Source organism: Rahnella sp. ChDrAdgB13 (assembly GCF_017655185.1).
GTDB lineage: Bacteria > Pseudomonadota > Gammaproteobacteria > Enterobacterales > Enterobacteriaceae > Rahnella > Rahnella contaminans.
The window spans coordinates 1-18,786 of the sequence record NZ_JAEMGT010000078.1 but is presented as its reverse complement, the minus strand read 5'-3'; the positions used below and the strand labels follow the sequence as shown (position 1 = coordinate 18,786).

Below are 18,786 nucleotides of genomic sequence, written 5' to 3'. Positions count from 1 at the left end.
ACGGGAGCCAATCCGTGAAAGACTTACTAAAGTTTCTGAAAGCGCAAACTAAGACCGAAGAGTTTGATGCGATCAAAATTGCTCTGGCATCGCCAGACATGATCCGTTCTTGGTCTTTTGGTGAAGTTAAGAAGCCAGAAACCATTAACTACCGTACGTTCAAACCAGAACGTGACGGCCTTTTCTGCGCCCGTATTTTCGGACCAGTAAAAGACTACGAATGCCTGTGCGGTAAGTACAAGCGTTTAAAACATCGCGGCGTGATTTGCGAGAAGTGCGGCGTTGAAGTGACCCAGACTAAAGTACGCCGTGAGCGTATGGGCCACATCGAACTGGCTTCCCCGACTGCACACATCTGGTTCCTGAAATCGCTGCCATCGCGCATCGGTTTGCTGCTGGATATGCCATTGCGTGACATCGAACGTGTTCTGTACTTCGAATCCTATGTGGTTATCGAAGGCGGCATGACTAACCTCGAAAAACGCCAGATCCTGACTGAAGAGCAGTATCTGGATGCGTTGGAAGAGTTTGGTGATGAGTTCGACGCGAAGATGGGTGCTGAAGCAATCCAGGCTCTGTTGAAAAACATGGATCTGGAAGCGGAATGCGAACAACTGCGTGAAGAGTTGAACGAAACCAACTCCGAAACCAAACGTAAGAAGCTGACCAAGCGTATCAAGCTGCTGGAAGCGTTCGTTCAGTCTGGTAACAAACCAGAGTGGATGATCCTGACCGTGCTGCCGGTACTGCCACCAGACTTGCGTCCATTGGTTCCGTTGGACGGCGGCCGTTTCGCAACGTCGGATCTTAACGATCTGTATCGTCGCGTTATCAACCGTAACAACCGTCTGAAACGCCTGCTGGATCTGGCTGCGCCAGACATCATCGTACGTAACGAAAAACGTATGCTGCAAGAAGCGGTAGATGCTTTGCTGGATAACGGCCGTCGCGGTCGTGCTATCACCGGCTCTAACAAGCGTCCGCTGAAATCTCTGGCAGACATGATTAAAGGTAAACAGGGTCGTTTCCGTCAGAACTTGCTGGGTAAACGTGTCGACTACTCTGGTCGTTCCGTTATCACCGTAGGTCCTTACCTGCGTCTGCACCAGTGTGGTCTGCCGAAGAAAATGGCACTGGAACTGTTCAAACCGTTCATCTACGGCAAGCTGGAACTGCGTGGCCTGGCCACCACCATCAAAGCCGCGAAGAAAATGGTTGAGCGCGAAGAAGCTGTCGTTTGGGATATCCTGGACGAAGTTATCCGCGAACACCCGGTACTGCTGAACCGTGCACCAACCCTGCACCGTTTGGGTATCCAGGCGTTTGAACCCGTTCTGATCGAAGGTAAAGCAATTCAGCTGCACCCGCTGGTTTGTGCGGCATATAACGCCGACTTCGATGGTGACCAGATGGCTGTTCACGTACCGTTGACGCTGGAAGCTCAGCTGGAAGCGCGTGCGTTGATGATGTCTACCAACAACATCCTGTCACCTGCGAACGGCGAGCCAATCATCGTTCCTTCTCAGGACGTTGTATTGGGTCTGTACTACATGACCCGTGACTGTGTTAACGCCAAAGGCGAAGGCATGGTTCTGACTGGTCCTAAAGAAGCTGAGCGTATTTACCGCGCCGGTTTGGCCTCTCTGCATGCGCGTGTGAAAGTGCGTATTACCGAAGAGATCAAAAATACCGAAGGCGAAGTTACGCATCAGACGTCGATTATCGACACGACTGTGGGTCGCGCCATCCTTTGGATGATCGTACCAAAAGGTCTGCCGTTCTCTATCGTCAACCAGCCTCTGGGCAAAAAAGCTATCTCCAAAATGCTGAACACCTGTTACCGCATTTTGGGCCTGAAGCCGACCGTTATTTTTGCTGACCAGATCATGTACACCGGTTTTGCTTACGCTGCCCGTTCAGGCGCGTCAGTAGGTATCGATGACATGGTAATCCCTGCGAAGAAAGCAGAGATCATCGAAGAAGCAGAAACCGAAGTTGCTGAAATCCAGGAGCAGTTCCAGTCTGGTCTGGTCACTGCTGGCGAACGCTATAACAAAGTGATCGACATCTGGGCTGCGGCCAACGAACGTGTTGCTAAGGCAATGATGGAAAACTTGTCTGTTGAAGACGTCGTCAACCGTGACGGTGTTGTTGAACAGCAGGTTTCCTTCAACAGCATCTTTATGATGGCCGACTCCGGTGCGCGTGGTTCCGCTGCACAGATTCGTCAGCTGGCCGGTATGCGTGGCCTGATGGCGAAACCAGATGGTTCCATCATTGAAACGCCAATCACCGCGAACTTCCGTGAAGGTCTGAACGTACTCCAGTACTTCATCTCTACTCACGGTGCTCGTAAAGGCTTGGCGGATACCGCACTGAAAACTGCGAACTCCGGTTATCTGACCCGTCGTCTGGTTGACGTGGCACAGGACCTGGTTGTGACCGAAGACGACTGTGGAACTCACGAAGGCATCATGATGACTCCGGTCATCGAAGGTGGCGACGTTAAAGAACCACTGCGCGAACGTGTACTGGGTCGTGTGACTGCAGAAGATATCCTTAAGCCGGGTACGGCGGATATTCTGGTTCCACGTAACACCCTGCTTCACGAGAAGACGTGTGATCTGTTAGAAGAGAACTCTGTCGACAGCGTGAAAGTACGTTCAGTCGTAAGTTGCGAAACTGACTTTGGTGTGTGTGCAAACTGCTACGGTCGCGACCTGGCACGTGGTCACATCATCAACAAAGGTGAAGCGATCGGTGTTATTGCAGCACAGTCCATCGGTGAGCCGGGTACTCAGCTGACGATGCGTACGTTCCACATCGGTGGTGCGGCATCTCGTGCGGCTGCTGAATCCAGCATCCAGGTGAAAAACACCGGTACCATTAAACTGAGCAACCACAAGCACGTTAGCAACTCTAACGGCAAACTGGTTATCACTTCCCGTAACACTGAGCTGAAATTGATCGACGAATTCGGTCGTACCAAAGAAAGCTATAAAGTGCCTTACGGTTCCGTGATGGGCAAAGGTGATGGCGCATCTGTTAACGGCGGCGAAACCGTTGCTAACTGGGATCCGCACACAATGCCAGTTATCAGTGAAGTGAGTGGTTTCATTCGCTTTGCCGATATGGTTGATACTCAGACCATTACCCGTCAGACAGATGACCTGACCGGTTTGTCCTCTCTGGTTGTTCTGGATTCTGCAGAACGTACTGGTAGCGGTAAAGACCTGCGTCCGGCACTGAAAATCGTTGATGCTAAAGGCGACGACGTATTGATCCCAGGTACTGATATGCCTGCTCAATACTTCCTGCCAGGTAAAGCGATCGTTCAGCTGGAAGATGGTACTCAGATTCACTCTGGTGACACCCTGGCGCGTATTCCTCAGGAATCCGGCGGTACCAAGGACATCACCGGTGGTCTGCCACGCGTTGCTGACCTGTTCGAAGCGCGTCGTCCGAAAGAGCCTGCAATCCTTGCTGAAATCAGCGGGATCATCTCCTTCGGTAAAGAAACCAAAGGCAAACGTCGTCTGGTAATTTCTCCGTTAGATGGCAGCGATGCTTACGAAGAAATGATTCCAAAATGGCGTCAGCTGAACGTGTTCGAAGGCGAAGTTGTGGAACGTGGTGACGTCGTATCCGACGGCCCTGAATCTCCACACGACATTCTGCGTCTTCGTGGTGTTCACGCGGTTACCCGCTACATCACCAACGAAGTGCAGGAAGTTTACCGTCTGCAAGGCGTTAAGATTAACGATAAACACATCGAAGTTATCGTTCGTCAGATGTTGCGTAAAGGCACCATCGTTAGCGCTGGTGGCACGGACTTCCTGGAAGGCGAGCAGGCAGAAATGTCTCGCGTTAAAATCGCTAACCGTCAGCTGGAAGCTGAAGGCAAAATCACGGCAACCTTTACCCGTGACCTGCTCGGTATCACCAAGGCATCCTTGGCGACCGAGTCCTTCATCTCTGCTGCATCGTTCCAGGAAACCACGCGCGTTCTTACCGAAGCGGCTGTTGCCGGTAAACGTGATGAACTGCGTGGCCTGAAAGAGAACGTTATCGTTGGCCGTCTGATCCCAGCCGGTACCGGTTACGCTTATCACCAGGATCGTGCACGCCGTAAAGCTCAGGGCGAAGTGCCAGTTGTACCGCAAGTCAGCGCGGATGAAGCAACGGCTAACCTGGCTGAACTGCTGAACGCAGGTTTCGGTAACAGCGACGATTAATCGTCTTCTGTCGAAACGCATAAAACCGCTCTTTCGGGAGCGGTTTTTTTTTGCCTGAAATAGGGGAGTTGATAATGCCAGTAAAGAGGAGCCGGAACAGGAAACTGGACGATAACCCGTTCCGGCTGGTTGGAAGCAGCACCGGGATGAATGGCGCTGGCCGGTTGCGATGATGCAGCGACAGCGGCACGGTAACCTGCCCGGCGTGCTGGCGCGAGAGGCAAAATCGCTTTATGGAATACGCATTCCTGAGAGATTATCACGTTGCTGTCTGGCGACATTTTCCTGCGGCGTACGCCCCAAAAAACTGTCCCAGTCTTTCCACACGGGCTGCAATCCTGCTTGCGTTAATGCCGCAGCCACCCGCTGAGGTGGGCGGTTATCATGTGGCGCAAATTGTTCCAGTTCCGGATGATCGTCTGCGTAACCGCCAGGTTGAGTTTTGGATCCGGCGCTGACGGTGTTGATCGCCAGAGGAATGACATGATCGCGGAAATACGGTGACTCGCGTGTCGACAGGGAAAGCTCGACATCCGGCGACAACATCCGGAAAGCGCAAATCAGCTGCACCAGTTGGTTTTCCTCCAGCAACGAAGCCGGTTCGATTCCGCCGGTGCACGGGCGCAATCTCGGGAACGCCACCGAATAGCGGCTTTGCCAGTAAGTTTGTTGTAGATAAAGCAAATGCTCGGCCACCATATAACTGTCAGTTCGCCAGTTTCCGGAAAGCCCGAACAACGCGCCGAGTCCGATCTTATCGATTCCCGCGCGCCCCAGCCGGTCAGGGGTTTCCAGCCGCCAGAAGAAATCTTGTTTTTGCCCGCGCAGATGATGCAGCGCATAGGTCGGTGCGTGATAGGTTTCCTGATAAACCAGAACACCGTCCAGCCCCAGCGTTTTTAACTCGGCGTATTCTTCCTGCGGTAGCGGCTGCACTTCAATCATCAGTGAATCAAAATGACTGCGGATAGCCGGGAAATGTCGGCGGAAATAATCCATACCCACTTTCCCTTTATGCTCGCCCGTAACCAGCAACAGGTGTTTGAATCCCAGCGCGTTCAGCGCCTCACATTCAGCGATGATTTCCTCTTCATCCAGCGTCTTACGTTTGATTTTGTTGCTCATCGAGAAGCCGCAGTACGTGCACTCATTGGCGCAAAGGTTGGAGAGATAAAGGGGGGCGAAGAAATTCACGGTATTGCCGAAACGCTGGCGCGTGAGCTGTTGCGCGCGCTGGGCCATTTCTTCGAGATACGGTAACGCGGCCGGAGAAATCAGTGCCATAAAACCATCACGGTCGATTTTGTTCCTGCTCAGCGCCCGCTCAACATCACTGGACGTTTTGCTGTTAATTCGCAGGGAAATATCGTCCCAGTCGAGCGTTGACCAGACATCGGTAAAGTTGCTCATAAGCTTGCCTGCGGGGAAGTCAGAAAACCGGTCAGGGGGCTGGATGCGCTGGCGTACCGTTGCCGTCCGCCTAATCCGCTTTGACGGGCAAGCACGCCCGCTTCAACGGCCAGCCGGAAAGCTGTCGCCATGGAAACCGGTTCACGCGCAACGGCAATTGCCGTATTTACCAGCACGGCGTCCGCACCCATTTCCAGCGCCTCAGTGGCCTGACTGGGTGCGCCGATCCCGGCATCAACCACAACGGGCACGCGCGCCTGTTCGATAATAATTTGCAGAAACTCACGGGTTTGCAGCCCCTGATTAGAGCCTATCGGTGCGCCGAGCGGCATCACTGCCGCGCATCCGGCTTCTTCAAGACGCTTGCACAGCACCGGATCAGCACTGCAATAAGGCAAAACGACAAACCCCTGTTTCACTAGTATCTCTGCGGCTTTCAGGGTTTCGATGGCATCGGGCAGCAGGTATTTCATGTCCGGATGGATTTCCAGTTTGACCCAGTTTGTGCCCAGTGCTTCGCGGGCCAGTTGAGCGGCAAACACCGCTTCTTCTGCCGTTTTTGCCCCTGACGTATTGGGCAACAGGCGCACGCCAAGTTGCTGCAAAGGCGAAAGAATATCATCGCCGCCACGCCGCAGATCGACGCGTTTCATCGCCATCGTCACCAGCTCAGAGCCGGATGCTTCCAGTGCCAGTTGCATCAGCGCCGGACTGGCGAATTTTCCGGTTCCGGTAAAAAGGTGTGAGGTAAACGTAGCATCAGCAATTTTTAACATGTTTCATCCTCCGGCTATCGCCTGAAAGAGCAAAATCTCATCACCGTCTGCCAGCCAGTGTGCAGGCCAGTTATCGCGGGGGATAATGACCTGATTTACCGCCAGCGCTCTGCCCGCAGTGTTTAACGCCAGCTCATCGAGCAGAGCTAACAGCGGGAGCGGCTGACTGAACTGATGAGATTCATCATTGACCAGAATATTCACGCATAGCCTCCGCAGACGGTACAGGCAGATGATCGCGTGAGTTGCAGTGAACGCCAGTTCTGTGTTTTTCCGTCGAACAGCCGGAGTTTGCCGCTCAGTGTGCAAGGCAGCCCAGCCAGGATTTTCAGTGCTTCGAGCGCCTGTAATGTCCCGATGGTGCCCACTACCGGCCCGAGTACGCCGGATGTCCGGCAGTTACGTTGCACGGTTTCCTGATCCGGATACAAACAGGCATAACAACCGTGAGCGTAGGGTGCTTCAATCACCAGAAGCTGTCCGCTGAATCCGACGGCGCTGCCGCTGATTAGCGTTTTGCCTGCATCCACGCAGGCTTTATTGACGGCATGACGGGTCTCCATGTTGTCGCTGCAATCCAGAACGATATCGGCATTGGCCACCGCTTGTGTCAGCGCTTCACCCAACAGGCGTTCCGTAATGGCCACGGCTTCGCAAAGCGGATTCAGGCGCAGCAGCTCACGCTTTGCCAAAGTGGCTTTGGGCTGATCGAGATCGGCTGTGCGGTAAAGGATTTGCCGCTGAAGATTGGTGATATGCAGCCGGTCGTCATCGGCCAGAAAAAGCGTGCCGACGCCCGCCGCCGCCAGATACAGGGCGGCAGGAGAACCGAGTCCGCCAAGTCCGACGATCAGCACTTTTGCCGCCTGTAACTTTTCTTGCGCCTGCGGGCCGAATTCCTCCAGCATCAGCTGACGGCTGTAACGCATAAAAGCCGCATCGTTAAGCATCTTCCGGCACCTTGCTGGCACACAAGGCCAGCAGTTCGGCGGTGGCTGCACGCCAGTCCGTGGCCTGCGTAATGGCGCTGACGACCGCAATGCTGCCGACGCCGCAGTCCAGAACCGACGGCGCGCGGTCAATGCTGATCCCGCCGATGGCCACTGTCGGAAAGCGGCCATCGAGTTGCTTAATGTGTCGGGTGAGTTCTTCCAGACCCTGTGGCGCCGACGGCATATCTTTGGTCTGCGTCGGGAAGATATGGCCCAGAGCGATGTATGAAGGATTCACGGAAACGGCGCGCGTCATTTCAGCCTCGTCATGCGTGGAAACGCCCAGTCGCAGACCGGCCTGACGAATTGCCGCAAGATCGGCTGTATCGAGATCTTCCTGGCCCAGATGTACGCCATATGCATGATGTTTCACCGCCAGACGCCAGTAATCGTTGATGAACAGCCGCGCCTGATATTTTTTCCCCAGCGCGATGGCCTCGATAATTGCCGGTTCGACGTCTTCATCGGGTAAATCTTTCACCCGCAACTGCAGCGTTTTCACGCCTGCATCGAGCAGACGGGCGATCCATTCCACCGTATCGACAACCGGATATAAACCAAGGTGAAAAGGAACGGCGGGGAAGGGCTGAGCTGACTGATTCATTTGTTGATCTCCGTGGCAGGATGATAAAGCTCGCCGCCGCGTGAACGGAATTCAGCTGACATTTGTGCCATGCCGGATTCAACGAGTTCGATGGGCCGGGCTTTAGCTTCCAGCGCGGCGGCGTAATCGCGAACTTCCTGAGTGATTTTCATTGAGCAGAATTTCGGGCCGCACATCGAACAGAAGTGGGCGACTTTGCCGGATTCCTGCGGTAACGTTTCATCGTGGTAGGCGCGGGCAGTGGCCGGGTCCAGAGCCAGATTAAACTGATCTTCCCAGCGGAATTCGAAACGGGCTTTGGACATGGCGTTGTCGCGGATTTGCGCACCCGGATGGCCTTTGGCTAAATCGGCGGCATGTGCTGCAATTTTGTAGGTAATCAGACCCTGCTTAACGTCTTCTTTATTCGGCAGGCCGAGATGCTCTTTCGGTGTGACGTAACACAGCATGGCACAACCGAACCAGCCAATCATCGCAGCGCCAATACCGGACGTGAAGTGGTCATAACCGGGCGCAATGTCGGTCGTCAGCGGCCCGAGCGTATAGAACGGCGCTTCGTGGCAATGCTCGAGTTCTTCCGTCATATTGCGGCGGATCATCTGCATCGGCACATGCCCCGGCCCTTCGATCATCACCTGCACGTCATATTCCCAGGCGATTTTTGTCAGCTCGCCCAGCGTGTGCAATTCTGCAAACTGCGCTTCGTCGTTGGCGTCCTGAATCGAGCCGGGACGCAGACCGTCACCGAGAGAAAGCGAGACATCGTAAGCGGCGCAGATTTCGCAAATCTCCCGGAAATTTTCATACAGGAAGCTTTCGCGATGATGTGACAGACACCATTTCGCCATGATTGAGCCACCGCGCGAAACAATACCGGTCAGGCGTTTGGCGGTCATCGGCACATAACGCAGCAACACGCCAGCGTGAATGGTGAAGTAATCCACACCTTGTTCCGCCTGCTCCAGCAGGGTGTCGCGGAACATTTCCCAGTTAAGGTCTTCGGCCACACCATTCACTTTTTCCAGCGCCTGATAAATCGGCACCGTACCGATCGGCACCGGGCTGTTACGCAGAATCCATTCACGGGTTTCATGGATATAGCGGCCGGTGGAGAGATCCATCACCGTGTCCGCGCCCCAGCGCGTCGACCACACCAGTTTTTCAACTTCTTCTTCGATGGATGACGTCACCGCCGAGTTGCCGATATTGGCGTTCACCTTCACCAGAAAATTGCGGCCAATGATCATCGGCTCGGATTCCGGGTGATTGATGTTGGCGGGGATAATCGCGCGACCGGCGGCCACTTCCTGGCGAACAAATTCGGCGGTGATATTCGCGGGCAGGTGCGCCCCGAAGCTTTCACCGGGATGTTGCTGGCGCAGGACTTCTCCGCGGATCCGCTCACGCCCCATGTTTTCGCGAATAGCGATGAATTCCATCTCAGGGGTAATCATGCCCCGTCGCGCATAATGCAGCTGTGTGACATTTTTACCGGCAATGGCTTTTCGCGGGCGCGGAAGATGTTCGAAGCGTAAATGATCCAGCCCTTCGTCGGCCAGGCGCTGCTGAGTAAAACCGGAGCTGACTTGCGGAAGTTCTTCGGTATCGGCGCGTCCGGTTATCCAGCGGGCACGCAATTTTTCAAGACCGGTATGCACGTCGATGGTCGCAGACGGATCGCCATACGGTCCGGCGGTGTCATAAACCGGAATCGCTTCGTTTTCTTCAAACTGCGGGTTGTCTTTTCCGCCGCCGACCAGCGTCGGGCTGAGCTGGATTTCACGCATAGGGACACGAATACCGGCGTTGTCGCCCTGAAGATAGATACGTCGGGAATTGGGAAAGGCTTCGCCCTGCAAGCTGTCGATAAATGACTGTGCCTGTGCGCGTTGTTCACGGCGGTTAGCGGGCTTTTTTTCGGATGTAACGGGTTTCTGGGTACTCGACATAGCAAATTCCTTGTGTTGTTTTCACGGCAAAAAGCGTGACAGAACGTAATGGAAAATTGCTTGTCTGGAGGTTTACGGCAGGAGTAAAAATGGGCGGTTGAACGCTGGCGGCCGTTTGCAGGCTGATGCCAAATCGCGCTAAACGCATAACATTACTCTTGTTCCCTTCGCGGGTACTAACCCGATCAGGTTCCGCGGATCCCGAATTAACGGTCTCAGCCTGGCATCATCTCCGCGAGGAAATTTTGCACGAGGCACTCCGACAAGAAGCCTCAATATAGGAGGCCGTTGTAAAAACTACAACCCTGAGCAGGGTTTTTATTGTGGCAACGTGTTGTGCAGAAGTAACACGTTACGCGGGTCTGGCAAGATGCTCTTCGTTTGCAGAAGGCAATTCTTTGCGACTTTCCGGATCAAAGGCCAGAATGATCAGTTGATCCTCAAGCTGAAAACGCGCATCCAATGCTTCACCCACATCGGATAATGCATAATGAAATGCGAAAGCATTGTCATCATCAATATCATTTTCGGTGTAACTGTCATGGAAAGCCATGATAGCTTCAGTATTGAGCTCGAGTGCAGGGTATATTTTCGCAGCCTGTAATTTTATCTCTGCACCTTCCACTTCATCGATGACCCGTTGATAAAGATGGAAATGACCGGCAGAAAGGTAATCCACCAGGTTATGGCAAAAGTTGTCCAACGCTTTTTCATTCAGCGGTGTATGTTTTTCTTTATTGGGTTTCAGGCCGACCAGTGTGCAGTAAGACACCAGCAATTCTTTACGCGCGTGCAGCCATTGATCCACTAACTCATTACTGCCACCAACGCGTTGGGTCAGTCTTTCCAGACGATTTAGCATGGTTGACTCCGTGAGCGAGAAAAAAGTAACCAAAGGTTACTAATATGTAAATATCAACCCCAGATTGTCAGTCTCGTCGAGGTTATGCAACAACAATTATGGAATTACAGATCACAGAAGAACATACCGGCTGGTGGGTAATCAGCTATGAGGGCAAGCTGTGGCTGCCCGAAGGTGAACTGCCGAATGGCAGCGCTGCGCAATTTTCTCTGACGGGCAAAATCGCGCGTCAGATTGGTGAATGGCAGGGCGAACCGGTGTGGATGGTACGTCAGGCGATGCACAATCACATGGTGTCTGCACGGCAGATGCTCGATCAGGATCGCGGGCTATTCCAGCTGGTCGGGCGCGGCGTGCAGCTGTCGGAATTTTACCGTTCGCACAAGTTCTGCGGCTATTGCGGCCACGAGATGCACGTCAGTAAAACCGAATGGGCCGCGCTGTGCGGGCATTGCCGTGAACGCTATTACCCTCAAATTGCGCCCTGCATTATTGTCGCCATTCGCCGCGGTGATGAGATTTTGCTGGCGCAGCATGTCCGCCACCGCAATGGCATTCATACGGTTCTGGCAGGCTTCGTGGAAGTCGGGGAAACTCTCGAAGAAACTGTGGCGCGTGAAGTCATGGAAGAGAGCAATATCCGCGTGAAGAATGTCCGTTACGTCAGTTCTCAGCCGTGGCCTTTCCCTAATTCGCTGATGATGGCGTTTATGGCCGACTACGACAGCGGTGACATCGTGCATGATCCGAAAGAGCTGCTCAACGCAGGCTGGTATCGCTTTGATCAACTGCCACAGTTGCCGCCACCGGGGACCATCGCCCGCCGGCTGATTGAAGATACGGTTGCGCTGTGCCGCGCAGAAAGAGATGAAGACGACGTGTAGCAGGAGTGTTGCATGCTAGAATGCCGCCAGATTATTTTCGGGCGGCCCGAATATTGAAGGAAAAAGACAGAATGAATGAGTTGAAAAATGACCGCTACCTGCGCGCCCTGTTACGCCAGCCTGTGGATATCACACCGGTCTGGATGATGCGTCAGGCGGGCCGTTATTTGCCAGAATACAAAGAAACCCGCGCTGTAGCCGGTGATTTTATGTCGCTTTGCAAGAATGCAGAGCTGGCCTGCGAAGTGACCCTCCAGCCACTGCGTCGCTACCCGCTGGACGCCGCGATTCTGTTCTCTGACATCCTGACCATTCCTGATGCCATGGGGCTGGGGTTGTATTTCGAAGCCGGTGAAGGCCCTCGTTTTTCTTCCCCGCTGACCTGCCGTGCCGATGTGGAAAAACTGCCCGTCCCCGATCCTGAAATGGAACTGGGATACGTCATGAATGCGGTTCGTACTATCCGTAAAAACCTCAAAGGTGAAGTGCCGCTTATCGGTTTTTCCGGCAGCCCGTGGACACTGGCGACATATATGGTGGAAGGTGGCAGCAGCAAAGCCTTCACAAAAATCAAAAAGATGATGTATGCCGATCCGCAGACTTTGCACCTTTTGCTCGATAAAGTGGCTGACAGCGTCATTCTCTACCTTAATGCTCAAATCAAAGCGGGCGCTCAGTCTGTCATGATTTTTGACACCTGGGGCGGCGTGCTGACGCCTCGAGATTACCGCGAGTTTTCCCTGAACTACATGCATAAAATTGTCGACGGCTTGATCCGTGAAAACGAAGGGCGCCGTGTGCCGGTGACGTTGTTCACCAAAGGCGGCGGACAATGGCTGGAAGCGATGGCGGCAACCGGTTGTGACGCGCTGGGCCTCGACTGGACAACAGATATTGCCGAAGCCCGTCGTCGCGTGGGCGACAAAGTGGCGATTCAGGGCAACATGGATCCTTCCATGCTCTATGCTTCTCCGGTACGTATTGAACAGGAAGTGGAAACCATTCTGGCCGGTTTTGGTAAAGGCAACGGTCATGTGTTTAACCTGGGCCACGGCATTCACCAGGATGTTCCGCCAGAAAATGCGGGTGCGTTCGTGGAAGCTGTACATAGCCTGTCCCGGCAATATCACGAGTAAATCCGGCGTATGATTGATACCCGCGCATTACGTGAAGAACAACGGATCCTTGCAGATCAAATTGAACTGCGGGATCCGACTGAATTCAGCACACCGGCGTTGATCGCGGGTGTGGATGTCGGTTTCGAACAGGGTGGTGAAGTAACGCGAGCCGCGGTTGCGGTTCTGCGTTATCCCTCGCTTGAGCTGGTGGAATACCAGATAGCCCGCATTCCAACCGTCATGCCTTATATTCCCGGCTTCCTTTCTTTCCGGGAACTACCGGCGCTGTTGCAGGCCTGGAAGCAAATCAATGCGCGGCCCGATCTGGTGCTGGTTGACGGGCAGGGTATTGCGCATCCGCGCCGTCTTGGCGTCGCCAGCCATTTTGGCCTGATGATTGACGTGCCAACAATTGGTGTAGCGAAGAGTCGCTTGTGCGGCAAATTTCTGCCTCTCGGGGAAGACCAACACAGCCAGCAGGCGCTGTATGAAGGCGATGAGCAGATTGGCTGGGTCTGGCGCAGCAAACTGCGCTGTAATCCGCTGTTTATTTCACCGGGCAATCGCATCAGCATGGAATCGTCACTGTACTGGGTTGAACGCTGCATGCGGCAATATCGTTTGCCAGAGCCAACCCGCTGGGCGGATGCTGTGGCATCAAATCGGGCAGCGTTTCAACGCTGGCAACGGTTGAGTGATGATCTTTAGGAATCAAGGAATAGGGATATTGATTTATTTCAGGTAAACTCCCGCGCAGAAAAGTTAACGAGATCAACTCATGTTACGTAATCCAATTCATTTACGTCTGGAAAAGCTGGAAAGCTGGCAACACGTGACGTTTATGGCGAGCTTGTGCGAACGCATGTACCCGAACTATCAGGCTTTTTGCCTGGAAACCGGGTTTGGCGAGGCACAGCTTTACCGCCGTATCCTGGATTTAATCTGGGAAACGCTGGTGGTAAAAGACGCCAAGGTCAATTTTGACTCACAGCTCGAAAAACTGGAGGAAGCCGTGCCTTCTTCCGATGATTACGACATTTATGGTGTTTACCCGGCCATCGATGCGTGTATCGCATTAGGCGAACTGATTCATTCACGTCTGAGCGGCGAAACGTTGTCGCACGCGGTTGCCGTGAGTGAGACATCAATTCGTACTGTTGCGATGTTGGAAATGACTCAGGCCGGTAAAGAAATGACCGATGAAGAGCTGAAAGTCATTCCTGCTGTTGAAGAAGAATGGGACATCCAATGGGAGATTTTTCGCCTGTTGGCTGACTGTGAAGAGCGTGACCTGGAATTAATAAAAGGGTTACGTTCTGACCTGCGTGAAGCCGCTGTCAGTAACATTGGCATAAATTTAGCGCAATAAGGCTAGAAAACGTGATTTAACGCCTGATTTGTCGTGCCTTAAGGCTTCACATCCGCACCCTGTCTGGTCTACATTTGGGGTGCGTAAAAAAAGTGGCTATCGGTGCGTGTATGCAGGAGGGTGCTGTCAATCGGCATATCCGTCGCACTCGATGCTTTGCAAACGATAAACACACTGTAAAGGATAACTTATGAACAAGACTCAACTGATTGATGTAATTGCTGACAAAGCTGATCTTTCCAAAGCACAAGCCAAAGTTGCTCTTGAATCTACTCTGTCTGCTATTACCGAGTCTCTGAAAGAAGGTGATGCTGTACAATTGGTTGGTTTCGGGACTTTCAAGGTAAATCATCGTAACGAGCGTACTGGTCGTAACCCACAGACTGGTAAAGAAATCAAAATCGCAGCTGCAAACGTACCTGCGTTCGTTTCTGGTAAAGCTCTGAAAGACGCTGTTAAGTAATTGCTTGCAGTGAAAAGAATAAGCGGAGGGGCCTGTAAGCCCCTTCAGTTTATCACCCCCAGGCTGGTGGCAGGTTTACTGGTTCTCGGTCTGGTGGGTTGCAGTTCTAAAAACTCCTCTGAATTATTCTTTGCCAGCGGGTATGTTGCCGATCAGGGTATCAACAGGCTCTGGCGCGAAGACAACGCACAAAACGAACCTCAAACTATTCTCAACGTATACAGCCCCTATTTTGGCGGCGATACGGTCATTACCCGGTATGAATTCCAGCAGGGGCAATTACACCTGATTAAAGAAACGCATGCGACGCAAACTGATTTAGGCGTGATGTTGCGTTTTGACGATAGCGGGCACGTCAGCTTTATGCAGCGGCAGCTTCCTGAGCGCCGGGAAAAATTATCGTCAGATGATATCGAGCGCTATAAATATGAAGCGACAAAAATCCTCGATCTGAGTAATGCGCTGCGCGTGGGCAATGTCCGGCTGGTGCAGGCTAACTGGCGACAGGGTTTGATCACCACCTGCGCGGGTGAACAGGTGACGCCGAAACTGACCGTCCGTTCCCAGGTCTGGCTGGCTAAACGGGCCAGTCGGAGCAACGACAATCTCGGCCTTGCCTGGCTGACCGCACCGGAAGGCAACGAATTGCTGCTGGTTGCAAATGAAGATTTCTGTAAGTGGGAACCTAAAGAGTCAGATCTCTGATCCCGCTTGCTAATACGTATAAAGGAAAGGCACGCCGAAGCGTGCCTTTTTTGATCGTCAGGTTCTGATCGTCAGATGAACCGCGATTACTGATTGCGTTCGCGGTCAATGGCGCGATAGCCGATATCCTTGCGGTAAAAGCTGCCTTCCCAATGAATATCTTTCGCTAAATCATAAGCGCGCTGCTGAGCGGCTTCGACGGTTTTACCCAGCGCAGTCACACAGAGTACGCGTCCGCCATTTGTCACCACGCGTTCATCTTGCAAACGAGTTCCGGCCTGGAAGACTTTGCCGTCCGGGACTTCTTCCAGCGGTAAACCGTGGATCACATCACCGGTTTTGTAATTGGCAGGATAACCGCCAGCGGCAATTACAACGCCCAGCGAAGGACGCGGATCCCACTCAGAGGTTTTCTCGCCCAGACGACCTTCCGCACCGGCCAGACAAAGATCGACCAGATCCGAGCGCAGACGCAACATGATTGGCTGGGTTTCCGGATCCCCGAAGCGGCAGTTAAATTCGATCACTTTCGGCTGGCCGTCTGCGGAAATCATCAAACCTGCATACAGGAAGCCGGTGTAAGTATTATTCTCAGCCGCCATGCCGTGCACGGTTGGCCAGATAACCTGATCCATAACGCGCTGATGAATTTCATCCGTCACAACCGGTGCCGGGGAATAAGCGCCCATACCGCCGGTGTTCGGGCCGCTGTCGCCATCGCCAACACGTTTGTGATCCTGACTGGTTGCCATCGGCAGAACGTTCGTGCCGTCAACCATCACGATGAAGCTTGCCTCTTCGCCATTCAGGAATTCTTCGATAACGATACGGTGGCCAGCATCGCCAAACGCATTTCCTGCCAGCATATCGTGGACTGCATCTTCTGCTTCTTTCAATGTCATCGCCACGATGACACCTTTGCCTGCAGCCAGTCCGTCAGCTTTAATGACGATCGGCGCGCCTTTGCTGCGCAGATAAGCCAGTGCCGGTTCGATTTCGGTGAAGTTCTGGTAATCCGCGCTTGGAATATTGTGGCGAGCGAGGAAATCCTTGGTGAAAGCTTTTGAGCCTTCCAGCTGCGCCGCTTCCTGCGTCGGGCCAAAAATTTTCAGACCCTCAGCGCGGAATGCGTCGACCACGCCAATCACCAGCGGGGCTTCCGGGCCGACAATCGTCAGGCCGATATCATTGCTTTTGGCGAACGCCAGCAAACCAGCGATATCCGTTGCAGCGATATCGACATTCTCCAGCAGAGGTTCCAGTGCGGTACCGGCGTTTCCGGGTGCGACAAAAACTTTGTCCGCCAGAGGAGATTGCGATGCCTTCCATGCCAGTGCATGTTCACGCCCGCCGTTACCGATAATTAAAATATTCATTCGAGGACTCCGGGTGAGCGGGCGCATCGCACCCGCTAAAAGAAAATTAATGACGGAAATGGCGCATGTCGGTGAACAGCATTGCGATACCGTGTTCGTTTGCGGCCGCGATAACTTCGTCATCACGAATTGAACCGCCTGGCTGAATCACACAGGTAATGCCTACCGCAGCGGCTGCATCAATACCGTCGCGGAACGGGAAGAAGGCATCGGATGCCATCACGGAACCTGCGACTTCCAGACCTTCGTCAGCGGCTTTAATCCCCGCGATTTTCGCTGAGTAAACGCGGCTCATTTGGCCTGCGCCAATACCGATAGTCATTTTGTCGCGTGCATAAACAATAGCGTTGGATTTTACGAACTTAGCGACTTTCCAGCAGAACAGTGCATCAGTCAGTTCCTGCTCAGTTGGCTGGCGCTGGGAAACAACGCGCAGGTCACCGGCATCAACCATGCCCAAATCACGATCCTGAACCAGCAGGCCGCCATTAACACGTTTGAAGTCCAGCGCTTTCTGGCGCCCTTGCCATTGGCCGCATGTCAGAACGCGGACGTTTTGTTTTGCCGCAGTCAGGGCCAGCGCTTCAGGGCTGACTGATGGGGCGATGATCACCTCCACAAACTGGCGGCTGATGATCGCTTTCGCGGTTTCAGCATCGAGCTCGCGGTTGAAGGCAATAATGCCGCCGAAAGCAGAGGTCGGGTCAGTCTGATAAGCACGTTCGTAAGCAGCCAGAATATTGTCGCCGATGGCAACGCCGCAAGGGTTCGCGTGTTTGACGATGACGCAAGCTGTCTCTGCAAATTCCTTCACACATTCCAATGCCGCATCGGTATCTGCAATGTTGTTATAGGAAAGGGCTTTGCCTTGAAGTTGGGTCGAGGTCGCAACGGAAGCTTCGCTGACGCTTCCTTCTATATAGAAGGCGGCGTTCTGATGGCTGTTCTCGCCATAACGCATATCTTGTTTCTTTATATAGCTAAGATTCAGGGTACGCGGGAACTGACCAGACGCAGATTCGGTATCGCCGTGATATGCCGGAACCATGGTGCCGAAGTAGTTGGCAATCATGCCGTCATAAGAGGCGGTGTGCTCGAAGGCTTTAATCGCCAGGTTGAAACGGGTCGCCAGCGTCAGCGAGCTGCTGTTGGCATCCATCTCTTCAATAATAGATGCGTAGTCGCTGCTCTTAACTACGATCGCCACATCTTTATGGTTCTTCGCCGCTGAGCGAACCATGGTCGGGCCGCCGATATCAATGTTTTCTACCGCATTTTCCAGTGAGCAATCCGGGCGTGCGACGGTTTGCGCGAATGGGTAAAGGTTCACGACCACCATGTCGATTGGCGCGATCGCGTGCTGCGCCATAATTTCATCATCTTTCCCGCGACGGCCGAGGATCCCACCGTGAACTTTCGGGTGCAGGGTTTTGACGCGTCCATCCATCATTTCCGGGAAACCCGTGTAGTCAGACACTTCTGTGACTGGCAGACCGGCTTTTGCCAACAGGCTGGCGGTGCCGCCAGTGGAAAGTAATTCAACGCCACGCGAAGAGAGTGCCTGGGCGAATTCTACGATACCGGCTTTATCAGAAACACTGAGCAGGGCGCGGCGGATTGGACGAGATTGTTGCATGGTGGTTTATATCCTTGGCTTTGGAGTCGCAATAAAGAGCGTTATCGGAATTCAATGAGCGTTTTCTTCTCTCTCTATAGAGCAATTTGCAGAAAAACGCGGGATTGAGCTCAGATAACTTCCCTCTGGCAACTTACTTTTCATTTATCACCCGTAACAGGTGTCGGAAACTGACGCGCGAAATTGTAGCGAAAACGATTGCGCGACGCTCGCAAAATTTGAGATTCCTGTGCGGCTGTGGATAAATCTGTGTAAAACACGGTATAAGCGGTGTGTTTGCTGTGTAATGCAGCAAACGGTATTTTTTCTTAAAATTAGCCCTTGCGGGCTGCTGAGAACTCCCTATAATGCCGCTCCATCGACAGGGAACAACGTGAACAACATCACGAAGTGACCGGGTCGGAAAG

General features: G+C 53.3%; 16 protein-coding genes and 1 riboswitch. Of the genes, 7 read left to right on the top strand and 9 right to left on the bottom strand.

All coding sequences use genetic code 11. The annotated features are described in order from the left end of the window. Positions 1-14: 14 nt before the first annotated feature. A complete protein-coding gene (rpoC, locus tag J8X26_RS18795; RefSeq protein WP_152325372.1) occupies positions 15-4,235 on the top strand; it encodes a DNA-directed RNA polymerase subunit beta' in 4,221 nt (1,406 codons plus the stop codon). A gap of 231 nt (positions 4,236-4,466) precedes the next feature. On the opposite strand, the gene thiH is transcribed toward rpoC, so the two are convergent. The 7 genes from thiH to rsd form a co-directional block, all read right to left on the bottom strand. Continuing rightward, positions 4,467-5,645: a 2-iminoacetate synthase ThiH gene (thiH, locus tag J8X26_RS18790; RefSeq protein WP_152325373.1), complete on the bottom strand. Its 1,179-nt coding sequence runs from the start codon at positions 5,643-5,645 to the stop codon at positions 4,467-4,469. Next, complete coding sequence (locus tag J8X26_RS18785; protein WP_152325374.1) at positions 5,642-6,421, bottom strand: thiazole synthase; 780 nt, start codon at positions 6,419-6,421, stop codon at positions 5,642-5,644. The genes thiH and J8X26_RS18785 overlap by 4 nt, the downstream gene beginning before the upstream one ends. Positions 6,422-6,424: 3 nt before the next feature. Next, positions 6,425-6,625 (bottom strand): sulfur carrier protein ThiS, encoded by a 201-nt coding sequence (gene thiS, locus J8X26_RS18780; RefSeq protein WP_152325375.1) that lies wholly within the window; start codon positions 6,623-6,625, stop codon positions 6,425-6,427. Then, positions 6,622-7,371, bottom strand: a complete 750-nt coding sequence (locus J8X26_RS18775) for a HesA/MoeB/ThiF family protein (RefSeq protein ID WP_152325376.1) — start codon at positions 7,369-7,371, stop codon at positions 6,622-6,624. Before J8X26_RS18775 ends, thiS begins: the two co-directional genes overlap by 4 nt. Continuing rightward, the gene (gene thiE / locus J8X26_RS18770; protein ID WP_165062243.1) at positions 7,364-8,017 is read right to left on the bottom strand and encodes a thiamine phosphate synthase; all 654 of its coding nucleotides are present in this window, start codon (positions 8,015-8,017) and stop codon (positions 7,364-7,366) included. Before thiE ends, J8X26_RS18775 begins: the two co-directional genes overlap by 8 nt. Further along, positions 8,014-9,966 (bottom strand): phosphomethylpyrimidine synthase ThiC, encoded by a 1,953-nt coding sequence (gene thiC, locus J8X26_RS18765; RefSeq protein WP_244370680.1) that lies wholly within the window; start codon positions 9,964-9,966, stop codon positions 8,014-8,016. The genes thiE and thiC overlap by 4 nt, the downstream gene beginning before the upstream one ends. A gap of 145 nt (positions 9,967-10,111) precedes the next feature. Further along, positions 10,112-10,238, bottom strand: a riboswitch (TPP riboswitch). An 80-nt stretch (positions 10,239-10,318) separates the two neighbouring features. Then, on the bottom strand, positions 10,319-10,828 hold the full coding sequence (gene rsd / locus J8X26_RS18760; protein WP_152325379.1) for a sigma D regulator: 510 nt from the start codon (positions 10,826-10,828) through the stop codon (positions 10,319-10,321). Between the two features lie 98 nt (positions 10,829-10,926). Here rsd and nudC point away from each other — a divergent pair, with 98 nt between their 5' ends. The 6 genes from nudC (at position 10,927) to J8X26_RS18730 (ending at position 15,367) form a co-directional block, all read left to right on the top strand. Continuing rightward, positions 10,927-11,712 carry an NAD(+) diphosphatase gene (gene nudC / locus J8X26_RS18755; RefSeq protein ID WP_152325380.1) on the top strand — a complete coding sequence of 262 codons (786 nt, stop codon included), beginning with the start codon at positions 10,927-10,929 and terminating at the stop codon, positions 11,710-11,712. Between the two features lie 71 nt (positions 11,713-11,783). Further along, positions 11,784-12,848, top strand: coding sequence for a uroporphyrinogen decarboxylase (gene hemE, locus J8X26_RS18750; RefSeq protein WP_152325381.1), 1,065 nt, complete (start codon positions 11,784-11,786; stop codon positions 12,846-12,848). A 9-nt stretch (positions 12,849-12,857) separates the two neighbouring features. Further along, positions 12,858-13,538: a deoxyribonuclease V gene (gene nfi / locus J8X26_RS18745; RefSeq protein WP_152325382.1), complete on the top strand. Its 681-nt coding sequence runs from the start codon at positions 12,858-12,860 to the stop codon at positions 13,536-13,538. Positions 13,539-13,608: 70 nt separating this feature from the next. Beyond that, entirely contained in the window at positions 13,609-14,199 is a 591-nt protein-coding gene (locus tag J8X26_RS18740) for a YjaG family protein (RefSeq protein ID WP_015699027.1), read from the top strand. A 190-nt stretch (positions 14,200-14,389) separates the two neighbouring features. Beyond that, on the top strand, positions 14,390-14,662 hold the full coding sequence (gene hupA / locus J8X26_RS18735) for a nucleoid-associated protein HU-alpha (protein WP_013577396.1): 273 nt from the start codon (positions 14,390-14,392) through the stop codon (positions 14,660-14,662). A gap of 63 nt (positions 14,663-14,725) precedes the next feature. After that, the gene (locus tag J8X26_RS18730; RefSeq protein ID WP_235937461.1) at positions 14,726-15,367 is read left to right on the top strand and encodes a DUF1481 domain-containing protein; all 642 of its coding nucleotides are present in this window, start codon (positions 14,726-14,728) and stop codon (positions 15,365-15,367) included. Between the two features lie 86 nt (positions 15,368-15,453). Here the strand turns inward: J8X26_RS18730 and purD are convergent, their stop codons facing one another. Both purD and purH read right to left on the bottom strand, forming a co-directional pair. Next, positions 15,454-16,743 carry a phosphoribosylamine--glycine ligase gene (purD, locus tag J8X26_RS18725; protein ID WP_208951602.1) on the bottom strand — a complete coding sequence of 430 codons (1,290 nt, stop codon included), beginning with the start codon at positions 16,741-16,743 and terminating at the stop codon, positions 15,454-15,456. A gap of 46 nt (positions 16,744-16,789) precedes the next feature. Then, positions 16,790-18,379 (bottom strand): bifunctional phosphoribosylaminoimidazolecarboxamide formyltransferase/IMP cyclohydrolase, encoded by a 1,590-nt coding sequence (gene purH, locus J8X26_RS18720; protein ID WP_208951601.1) that lies wholly within the window; start codon positions 18,377-18,379, stop codon positions 16,790-16,792. Between the last annotated feature and the right edge of the window lie 407 nt (positions 18,380-18,786).